Origin of the sequence: Sphingomonas sp. (assembly GCF_035317925.1) — a bacterium.
GTDB lineage: Bacteria > Pseudomonadota > Alphaproteobacteria > Sphingomonadales > Sphingomonadaceae > Sphingomonas_I.
The window spans coordinates 1-9,846 of sequence record NZ_DATHFV010000210.1 but is presented as its reverse complement, the minus strand read 5'-3'; the positions used below and the strand labels follow the sequence as shown (position 1 = coordinate 9,846).

At 64.7% G+C, this 9,846-nt stretch carries 8 protein-coding genes; 4 read left to right on the top strand and 4 right to left on the bottom strand.

From position 1 onward, the window contains the following. On the top strand, window positions 1–1,137 hold a 1,137-nt coding region (locus VK533_RS15580; RefSeq protein WP_324379368.1), incomplete at its 5' end, for an NAD(P)/FAD-dependent oxidoreductase. A gap of 10 nt (window positions 1,138–1,147) precedes the next feature. Here VK533_RS15580 and VK533_RS15575 read toward each other — a convergent pair. Both VK533_RS15575 and VK533_RS15570 read right to left on the bottom strand, forming a co-directional pair. Continuing rightward, window positions 1,148–1,483 (bottom strand): hypothetical protein, encoded by a 336-nt coding sequence (locus tag VK533_RS15575; protein ID WP_324379366.1) that lies wholly within the window; start codon window positions 1,481–1,483, stop codon window positions 1,148–1,150. Further along, entirely contained in the window at window positions 1,480–3,618 is a 2,139-nt protein-coding gene (locus VK533_RS15570; protein ID WP_324379364.1) for a ComEC/Rec2 family competence protein, read from the bottom strand. Before VK533_RS15570 ends, VK533_RS15575 begins: the two co-directional genes overlap by 4 nt. An 88-nt stretch (window positions 3,619–3,706) precedes the next feature. Here VK533_RS15570 and gltX point away from each other — a divergent pair, with 88 nt between their 5' ends. Next, a complete protein-coding gene (gltX, locus tag VK533_RS15565) occupies window positions 3,707–5,164 on the top strand; it encodes a glutamate--tRNA ligase (RefSeq protein WP_324379362.1) in 1,458 nt (485 codons plus the stop codon). A 14-nt stretch (window positions 5,165–5,178) separates the two neighbouring features. Beyond that, entirely contained in the window at window positions 5,179–6,459 is a 1,281-nt protein-coding gene (locus tag VK533_RS15560; protein ID WP_324379360.1) for a citrate synthase, read from the top strand. Window positions 6,460–6,614: 155 nt separating this feature from the next. Here VK533_RS15560 and VK533_RS15555 read toward each other — a convergent pair whose 3' ends face one another. Together VK533_RS15555 and tgt are read right to left on the bottom strand one after the other, a co-directional pair. Continuing rightward, window positions 6,615–7,154: a hypothetical protein gene (locus VK533_RS15555; RefSeq protein WP_324379358.1), complete on the bottom strand. Its 540-nt coding sequence runs from the start codon at window positions 7,152–7,154 to the stop codon at window positions 6,615–6,617. A 228-nt stretch (window positions 7,155–7,382) separates the two neighbouring features. After that, window positions 7,383–8,516, bottom strand: coding sequence for a tRNA guanosine(34) transglycosylase Tgt (gene tgt, locus VK533_RS15550; protein WP_324379357.1), 1,134 nt, complete (start codon window positions 8,514–8,516; stop codon window positions 7,383–7,385). A gap of 146 nt (window positions 8,517–8,662) precedes the next feature. On the opposite strand from tgt, the gene VK533_RS15545 reads away from it, so the two are divergent. Then, on the top strand, window positions 8,663–9,598 hold the full coding sequence (locus VK533_RS15545) for a hypothetical protein (RefSeq protein ID WP_324379354.1): 936 nt from the start codon (window positions 8,663–8,665) through the stop codon (window positions 9,596–9,598). Window positions 9,599–9,846: the final 248 nt, after the last annotated feature.

Here is a 9,846-nt window from a genome sequence, read left to right as displayed (position 1 = left end):
TCGGTGATCGATATCGACACCGACGAGGGCCACGAACTGATCGATCGGCTCGCGGTGCAGCTGGACGATCTGCCGCTGATGATCTGCCCCAACGGCACCGTGCTCAAACAGCCCACCGACAGCGACGCCGCGATCTGCCTCGGCATGACGCCCGAGCTCGATCCCGCCAAGGTCTACGATGTCGTCGTCACCGGCGCGGGCCCGGCCGGCCTCGCCACCGCCGTCTATGGCGCGTCCGAGGGCCTGTCGGTGCTCGTGCTCGACACGCGTGCCTTCGGCGGTCAGGCGGGTGCGTCGGCGCGGATCGAGAATTATCTCGGCTTCCCGACCGGCATTTCCGGCCAGGCGCTGGCCGGGCGCGCCTACACCCAGGCAACCAAGTTCGGCGCCGAACTCGCCATCCCGCTTTCGGCCGAGCATCTCCATTGCGACGACGACGCCAGCAAGGACGGCTTCCGCCTCGACCTCAACAATGGAATGACCGTCAAGGCGAAGACGGTCGTGATCGCGTCGGGTGCGCGCTACCGGCGGCCCGAGGTCGACAAGCTCGAGGAATTGGAAGGCGCGGGCATTTCCTATTGGGCCTCGCCGATCGAAGCCAAATTATGCGCGGGCGAGGAGATCGCCTTGGTCGGCGGCGGCAATTCGGCGGGCCAGGCCTGCGTGTTCCTCGCCCCGCAGGTCGAGAAGCTCAACATGATCGTACGCCGCCCGCTCGAGGACACGATGTCCAAATATCTGATCGACCGGATCAAGGCCTTGCCCAATGTCGAACTGCACATCGGCAAGGAAGTGATCGCCTTGGACGGCGATCGCGCCAGCGGACTGCAGGGCGCGACCTTCCGCTGCAAAACCACCGGCAAGGAGCATCATTGCGCGCTCAACCACCTGTTCCTGTTCATCGGCGCGGATCCCAATACCGACTGGCTCGACGGCTGCGTCGACTTGGATGACAAGGGCTTCGTCGTCACCGGCAACCATGGCGGCGCCCCGCTCGAAACCAGTCGCAAGGGTGTGTTCGCAGCCGGCGACGTCCGCTGCGGATCGACCAAACGCGTCGCCGCCGCGGTCGGCGAAGGCGCCGCCGTCATCGCCCAGATCCATGCTTATCTGGGCGCAGAGACGACGACCGCCTGACGCCTGGAAATCACTGCGGATCCGCTGCGCTACCCGAACCGCTATCGTTCCTGCGGCCCCCCAGCAGATTGGGCGCACCCGGCGCCGGTTTAAGCGTATTGGGATCCAGTCCGCGATTCCAGTCTCGGGTCGACGACAGACCGCCGTCGGGCGCGATGGAACGTCCGCCACCGGGTGCGATAGACTGACCGCCGCCCGGCGCGGTCGAGCGTCCACCACCCGGTGCGATCGAGTTGCACCCACCCGGACCGATCGAGTTCGGGATGCAATTCTTCCAGCTCTGGGCATTGGCGGCCGTTGCGCCACCGGCGATCGCCAACAGGCCGATCAGAAGTTTCGCTTTCACTGTTTGTTTCCTCCCGCGCCAGCCGTTGCCGGTCCTTTGTTGCTTTTGCCAGAATACGCGGCGCCCAGAGGAGCACCAGTTTTTATCCAGGGATGATGATCGTCACCATTCACGGTGCGAACATCGGCATGTGACAGATCGATCGCTATGCCGCCGGTCTGTGCGAGTTCCTTCGTATCGAGCTTGAGCCAGCGCGGCGTGCAGGTGCGCGGCAACCACCGATCGCTGACCGCGATATCGGCCCACGCGCACGCCTTCTGGAATTGCACCAAATCGAGCCGGTACGGGCTGCGCGTCGCCAAGATATGCCAGTTGCGCCCGCCCCGGTTGAGCGCGGCCACACACACGTCGCGCGTGCAGCGCGCACCCGGCAGGTCGTCGAGGTCGAGCGCGGTCGCCAGCACGCCCGATCCTTCGGCGAATTGCTGGCGCACATAATCCTTGGCGCGCGGTCGCAGCAGATGAAGCGCACCGTCGGGCGTGCGCACCGCGAGATGCTTGCCGTCGCCGGTGATGAGCAGGTCGGGCGGCGGCGTCAGCAGCGCCCAGACCGCGCCGATCACGAACGGGACAATCCCCAGCCGCCGCATCCGCGTCCGCCACAAGGCAACCCACAATCCGCCCCCGACCATCAGCAGGAAGGCGCCGAGCGGCATCGACGGCAGCGAGGCGACCGCACCCGGCAGGGCTGACACGGTCCGCGCCATCCACAACAGGAAAGTCAGCCCCTTCCCCGCCAGCCACCAGAAGGGCGCGCCCACGCCGGCAATGTCGAACAGCAAAGCCAGTGCCTCGAGCGGCATGATGACGAAGGTGGTGAGCGGGATCGCGACGATATTGGCGAGCGCGCCATAAAAGCCCGCGCGGTGGAAATGATAGATCGCGATCGGCGCCAGCGCGGCCTCGACCAATATGCCGGTCGCGAGCAGCCCGGCCAATTCGCGCAACAGCTTCCGACCCACCCCCTCGTCCCGCTTGAGCAAAAGCGCGCGCAGCTTCGGATGCTCATGGAAGGCGATGATCGCAGTCACCGCCGCGAAACTGAGCTGGAAGCTTGGGCCGACCAAAGCCTCGGGCCGGAACAGCAATACGATCAGCGCGCCGGCGGCGACCATCCGCAACGTCATCGCCTCGCGTCCGAGCGCGATTCCGCCCAGCACGAGCAAAGCCGCCACGCACGACCGCACCGTCGGCACCTGCGCGCCTGACAGCAAGGTATAGGCGATCCCCGCCAGCGCGCCCGCCGCCGCCGCGATCAGCAGCAGGTTCGCGCGCAACGCCAGCCAGCGCGACAAGGCCAGCAGCCGCAGCACGAGGAACATCGTCGCCGCCACCACCGCCGTCACGTGCAGCCCGCTGATCGACAGCAGATGCGCGAGGCCCGAGCGGCGGAAGGCGTTGTTGTCGTCGTCGCTGATCGCGCCGACATCGCCGGTGACGAACGCCGCGGCGACGCCGCCTTCGCTCCCGGCCAGCCGCTGCTGGATATGATGGGTCAGGGCCAGTTGCCGGCCCGCGAGCCAGCGCATGAAACCCCCGCTCCCGGGCGGTGGCGGGGTGACCGTCACTACCCCCATCGCCTTGCCGGTCGCGCCTATGCCCTGGAACCAGGCGACTTTCGCGAAATCATAGGCGCCCGGCAAAGGCGGCCCGGGTGGCGGCTCCAGCCGTACCCGCGTCGCGATGCGCGCGCCCGGCAGCAGCCCCGATGGTGCGCCCTGCTGGTCGAGGTTGATCCGCGCCTTGGGCGGCAGGCCCGGTCCGGGATCGAGCGCCACCACCAGCCTGATCTTGCCGCGCGCGGGCAGCGGATCGACCTCGACGATCCGCCCGGCCACCGCCGCGATCACCGGCCGGCCGAGCTTGGGCGCGGCGACACGCTCGCTGCGCAGCCACGCCAGCCCGCAACCCAATCCGGCGAACAGCAAGAAAATCGCCAGGGCGCGGACGGCGCGGCCCTTGATGCCCAGCGCCAGCGTCAGCCCGCCGACACCCAGCGCGACGGTCAGAAATAACACCCACCAGTGCGGCTCCGGCAATCCGAACCAGGCGGCTATTCCCACGCCCAGCGCGATCGGCACCCACAGCGCCAATTGGTCGCGCTCGGCCTCCAGCCAGCCCTCGATCCGCGCCATCAGGTGCCGCGAATGCGTCCAGATGCGTCCCCGGCCCGTTTGTGGGGTCCGGAGCGCTATGCTAGGGGCGCTCACCATTTCACCGGCCATGGCCAAATCTTGGGAGACAGGCGCTTTGGGCGCAAGCACCGCCGTGAGCGGCGAGGTCGTGACGCGGTTCGCGCCCTCCCCCACCGGCTTCCTCCATATCGGCGGCGCCCGCACCGCGCTCTTCAACTGGCTGTATGCCAAGCATATGGGCGGCAAGTTCCTGCTGCGCATCGAAGATACCGATCGCGCGCGTTCGACTCAGCCCGCGATCGAGGCGATCCTCGACGGCATGACCTGGCTCGGTTTGGATTGGGATGGCGACGTCGTCTACCAGTTCGAGCGCGCGAAGCGGCATGCCGAGGTCGCGCAGGCGATGCTCGACAGCGGCCATGCCTATCGTTGCTACGCCACCGCCGAGGAGCTGGAAGCGATGCGCGCCGCGCAGCGCGCCGCCAAATCGCCAATGCGCTATGACGGCCGCTGGCGCGATTGCGCGCCCGGCGCGGAGCAGGAGGGCAAGCCGTTCGTCGTCCGCCTGCGCGCCGAGCAGGAAGGCGAAACCACCATCGTCGATCGCGTCCAGGGCGCGGTCACCGTCCAGAATGCCGAGCTCGACGACATGGTCCTGCTCCGCTCGGACGGCACGCCGACCTATATGCTCGCGGTCGTGGTCGACGATCACGACATGGGTGTCACCCACGTCATCCGCGGCGACGATCATCTCAACAACGCTTTTCGCCAGATGGGAATCATCCGCGCGATGGGCTGGCCCGAGCCGGTCTATGCCCATATCCCGCTGATCCATGGGGCGGACGGCGCCAAGCTTTCCAAGCGCCACGGCGCGCTCGGCGTCGATGCCTATCGCGACGAGATGGGCATGCTGCCGGAAGCGGTGAACAATTATCTGCTCCGCTTGGGCTGGGGCCATGGCGATCAGGAGATCATCACGCGCGATCAGGCGGTCGAGTGGTTCGATCTCGACGCGGTCGGCCGCGCGCCCGCGCGGTTCGACATCAAGAAATTGGAGAATCTCAACGGCCATTATCTGCGCGAGGCGGACGATGCCCGGCTGGCCGGATTGGTGGCCGCCAAATATGGTGACGACATAGGTCCGGAAGGGGCCGATTTGTTGCGCCGCGCCATGCCGTTTTTGAAGGTACGTGCCAAATCTATCAATGAGATAGCCGACGGCGCGAGCTTCCTGTTTCGCACCCGCCCGTTGGACGTGGACGAGGCCGCCGGGAAGCTGCTAGAGGACGGCGCTCGCCAGCTTCTGGCGCGCGCCCGGGATGCGCTTTCGGCCGTCGCGGACTGGAGCGTTCCCGCGCTCGAGGCCGCGATCCGTGAAGTGGCGGAGGAAGCCCAGATCGGCCTCGGCAAGGTCGCGCAGCCGTTGCGCGCCGCTTTGACCGGCCGGACGACTTCTCCGGGTATCTTTGACGTTCTGGCTTTGCTCGGTCGCGAGGAGAGTCTGGCGCGGCTTTCGGATCAGGTCGATCCGGCGGCGGGGAATTGATGGAGTTAGGTGGAATGGCCGACAGCACGATCAGCATCGGTGGCAAGGATTATAATTATCCGGTGCTCAAGGGCAGTACGGGTCCGGACGTCATCGACATCCGCAAGCTCTACGGCCAGACCGGCGCCTTCACCTACGATCCCGGTTTCACCTCGACCGCGAGCTGCGAGAGCGGCCTGACCTATATCGACGGCGATGCCGGCGTGCTGCTCCACCGCGGCTATCCGATCGACCAGCTCGCCGAACAGTCGAGCTTCCTCGAAGTCGCCTATCTGATGATCCACGGCGAATTGCCGGACGCGGACGAGCTCGACACGTTCATCCACACGATCACGCGCCACACGATGGTGCATGAGCAGCTCGCCAGCTTCTTCTCGGGCTTCCGCCGCGATGCGCACCCGATGGCGGTGATGGTCGGCGTGGTCGGCGCCTTGTCGGCTTTCTACCCCGATTCGACCAACATCACCGATCCCCGCCAGCGCATGATCGCGATGCACCGGCTGATCGCGAAGATGCCGACGATCGCGGCGATGGCGTACAAATATTCGGTCGGGCAGCCGTTCGTCTACCCGCGCAACGATCTGTCCTACACCGCCAATTTCCTGCGCATGACGTTCAGCGTGCCCGCCGAGGAATATCATCCCGATCCGGTGATCGTCGACGCGATGGACAAGATCTTCATCCTCCACGCCGACCACGAACAGAATGCCTCGACCTCGACCGTGCGTCTCGCCGGTTCGTCGGGCGCCAATCCGTTCGCGTGCATCGCCGCCGGCATCGCCTGCCTGTGGGGCCCGGCGCATGGCGGCGCCAACGAGGCCGCGCTCAACATGCTGCGTGAGATCGCGACCGTCGACCGCATCCCCGAATATATCGCGCGGGCCAAGAACAAGGACGATCCGTTCCGGCTGATGGGCTTCGGCCACCGCGTCTACAAGAATTTCGATCCGCGCGCGAAGGTCATGCAGAAGACCGCCGCCGACGTACTCGAAAAGCTCGGCGTCAAGGATCCGATCTTCGACGTCGCGCGCGAGCTCGAGCAGATCGCGCTCAAGGACGATTATTTCATCGAGAAGAAGCTCTACCCGAACGTGGATTTCTATTCGGGCGTGATCCTGTCGGCGATCGGCTTCCCGACGACGATGTTCACCGTGCTGTTCTCGCTCGCCCGCACCGTCGGCTGGGTCGCGCAGTGGAACGAGATGATCTCGGATCCCGAGCAGAAGATCGGCCGCCCGCGCCAGCTCTACACCGGCCCGACCGAGCGCGATTACACCCCGATCAAGGGGCGCTAAGGTTAAAGCCCTCTCCCGCCTTTGCGGGAGAGGAAGGGCCCCACCGCGAAGCGGTGGGAAGGGTGAGGGTCTTCTTCTACCGTTTGTGCTGACAGTAGAAGAAGACCCTCACCCAACCCTCTCCCGCTCGCGGGAGAGGGCTTATAGCTCGGGAACTACCGCCGCGCCGGCTCCTGGCCCGCGAACGACGCGAAGCCCAGCATCGCGACCGCGACGAACACGAACGCGATCAGCGTGCTGTCGAAGCGCGGGCTGAGCCATTCGGCCGCCCCGTAGACGATCAGGAAAGCGGCGATCGCGAGCAGGCCCTGACGGATCAGGCCGCCGACGCTCCGTTGCGGCCGGGTACCGCGCGCACCATCGACCATGTGCCGCACCTGGGTCAGCTGGCTCGCGGCGAAACCCGCTTCCAGCGCGCCCGTCTCGGCCTCGGCCACGCTCGCATCGCGCAGCCGATAGGTCACCGCATAGCGGCGCAGCGCCTCCAGCCGGACATCGGCCAGGTGGTGCGGCGCCTCGATGCCGAACAGCAGGCGGAGCAGGCGCGAATGGGTGTGACGCGGACGCAGGCTCCACAGTGGATCCGTGCGCGACAGCAACACGACCAGACGTTCCTGCGACTCGAGCCTCCGCGCGACCGGCGCTACTCCGGCAACCGCAAAGGGATAATCGGCGGTGAAATCGAGATAGGCCATGATCGCCTCCGTGCGCTCGGCTCTCCATCAGCCGATGAAAGCGGGATAGTCCCGCCCGGAGAGTCGCGGGAGACGAAACAATGCCAATGCACTGTTGCCAAATCTTGCAGCTAAGCGCCGCTTTTTGAACCAGCCTAGCGCGAACGAAAATCCACCCGTCACCCCGGACTTGTTCCGGGGTCCACTCGGCGGCGAGGCGCCTGCCTCCCGGTGGATGCTGAAACGAGTTCAGCATGACGGGTATGGTTTGGCCGAATACCGCGCCCGAAAATCATTCGCCCACGCGCTCAGTCGCCCCTCCGCAATCGCCGCGCGCAATCCCGCCATCACCTGCTGATAGAACCACAGATTATGTTCGGTCAGCAGCATCGCCCCCAGCATCTCGCCCGCTTTGGTGAGGTGGTGGAGATAGGCCATGCTCCACCCCGCGATCGGCGAGTCCGGATCGAGCGGCGCCAGATCCTCCGCCCACTTCGCGTTGCGGATATTGACCGGCCCGTCCCAGGTGAAGGCCTGGCCGTTGCGCCCCGACCGCGTCGGAAGCACGCAATCGAACATGTCGATCCCGCGCTCGACCGCGCCGACGATGTCGTCGGGCTTGCCGACCCCCATCAGGTAACGCGGCCTGGCCTCATCCAATTGGCCCGGCGCATAATCGAGACAGGCGAACATTGCCGCCTGCCCCTCGCCCACCGCGAGCCCGCCGACCGCATAACCGTCGAAACCGATCCCGAGCAGAGCATCCGCCGACGCCTTGCGCAGGCCCTCATCGAGCGCCCCCTGCTGGATGCCGAAGATCGCGGCGGCTTCAGCATGCGGCCCGCCCGCATCGAACGCCGCGCGGCTGCGCTTCGCCCAGCGCATCGATCGCTCCATCGCCGCCGTCTGCACCTCGCGCGTCGACGTCGTCGGCACCAGTTCGTCGAACGCCATCACGATGTCCGATCCCAGCAGCCGCTGGATCTCGATCGACCGCTCGGGGCTCAGCATATGCGCCGATCCGTCGAGATGGCTCTTGAACGACACGCCCTCCTCGGTGCGCTTGGTCAGCGCGGACAGGCTCATCACCTGATAGCCGCCGCTGTCGGTCAGGATCGGTCTTTCCCAGCCCGAAAAAGCATGCAGCCCGCCTAATTTCGCCACGCGCTCCGCCCCCGGGCGGAGCATCAGGTGATAGGTATTGCCCAGGATGATGTCCGCGCCGGTCGCGCGCACCTCGGCCGGCCGCATCGCCTTGACCGTGCCGGCGGTACCGACCGGCATGAAGGCGGGCGTGCGGATCGTGCCGCGCCGCATCGCGATCTCGCCGGTGCGCGCCTTGCCGTCGGTGGCGTGGATGGTGAACTGAAAACGGGGGTTCATTTGACGAGCCCTAAAGCTTGATCGCCCGTGCTTCCACCCGCTGGAGCATAAATCAGCGACGGCCGCTTTCGACCCATAATCGGCGTTGGGTAGAAGATGTGCGGTTCCCGATTGCGGACACTTGCAGAGAACTTTAGGATGTGAGGATGATCGTTACCGGCGCAAACGATGAGGTTGTATTTGCCGCCGTCCCAGGCGAACAGATTTCAGAGAGAGCGGCGCTCAAGCGGGCATGCCGATCCATGAAGTATTGTATCGCTTCGGTTATACTGACGCTTAGTTTGTCCACCGACGGCGGAGCATCGGCACCTCTAGCATTCATATCAACCGGAAAATGGACGCTCACTGGCAACGACGGCCAATGCTTTCTGACTCACGCATTTTCAGATGGTACAAGCACATCGACCCTGCGGATCGACCAATTTCCCCGTCAGTACGGCTTCCGAACCACCATAATATTCGAGCATCCGAGGGGTGCCCATATAGTTGTATCTGCAAAAATCGGGCTTGATGGAAACGAAAAGACACGACGCATTGAGAGTACCGAAATATTTAATGAAAGCGATGGCCTCCATCGTGTCTATCGGACATTTCTGCGCCCCGACGATTTTGATCGGGCGGCGAAGAGTGGATATTTGTTCGTGATGCCGTCGGGAAATGTTGGGTTGCAGATACCGGTTCCCCAACTGACTGAGGCTATTATTGCACTGCGTCGATGTGAACAGGCTTTGATAGAGGCATCTGGCCTCCCGCCCGAAGAGATGAGGCGCATTAAGTCTTTCCCCGAGCCTAATGGTCACATTGTTAAAGAGCGTTTTGAACAAATACCCCTCGAAAAGAACGCTGATCCAGAGGACGTGGCTGTTTCCCGGGGCATTATCGATGGGCGCGGTGTTACTGTTAGCTGCGAAGTAATTCACCGCGCCAAAAGCGAGACCCTAAATGTCGAAGCCTGCCGTCGCATTATGAACATGAAATTTGATCCGGCGATAGACGTAACTGGCAATCCTGTTTCCGCACCATTTTTCATTGAAGCTGGATGGCCAATGCCTAGCTCAAGCTTGGCTGGATTCAAATTTTAACGACCCTTATTGAAGGTCAGCGCTTCAAATCGGCCGATCCGAAATCCACCCAATACCGGACGCAAGAATCTGCTCGCCCTTCAGCTAATCCACTTCCAGTCCGACGCGCTCTGACGGCAGCCGCCGTCCTTCGCGCCGGTCCACGCGCGGCCATGCACGAAGCGCCCCGTCGGCGCGCTGGTCGGCTTGCCGTCGCGCAGCGCGAAGCCGCCGTTCACCAGCACGTCCTGCATGCCCGTCGCGAGCTG

Excerpts from the sequence above, each read along its gene's own strand:
- VK533_RS15570 (WP_324379364.1), bottom strand. The coding sequence starts at position 3,618 with ATGGCGCGGATCGAGGGCTGGCTGGAGGCCGAGCGCGACCAATTGGCG.
- gltX (WP_324379362.1), top strand. The coding sequence starts at position 3,707 with ATGGCCAAATCTTGGGAGACAGGCGCTTTGGGCGCAAGCACCGCCGTG.
- VK533_RS15560 (WP_324379360.1), top strand. The coding sequence starts at position 5,179 with ATGGCCGACAGCACGATCAGCATCGGTGGCAAGGATTATAATTATCCG.
- VK533_RS15555 (WP_324379358.1), bottom strand. The coding sequence starts at position 7,154 with ATGGCCTATCTCGATTTCACCGCCGATTATCCCTTTGCGGTTGCCGGA.
- tgt (WP_324379357.1), bottom strand. The coding sequence starts at position 8,516 with ATGAACCCCCGTTTTCAGTTCACCATCCACGCCACCGACGGCAAGGCG.
- VK533_RS15545 (WP_324379354.1), top strand. The coding sequence starts at position 8,663 with ATGATCGTTACCGGCGCAAACGATGAGGTTGTATTTGCCGCCGTCCCA.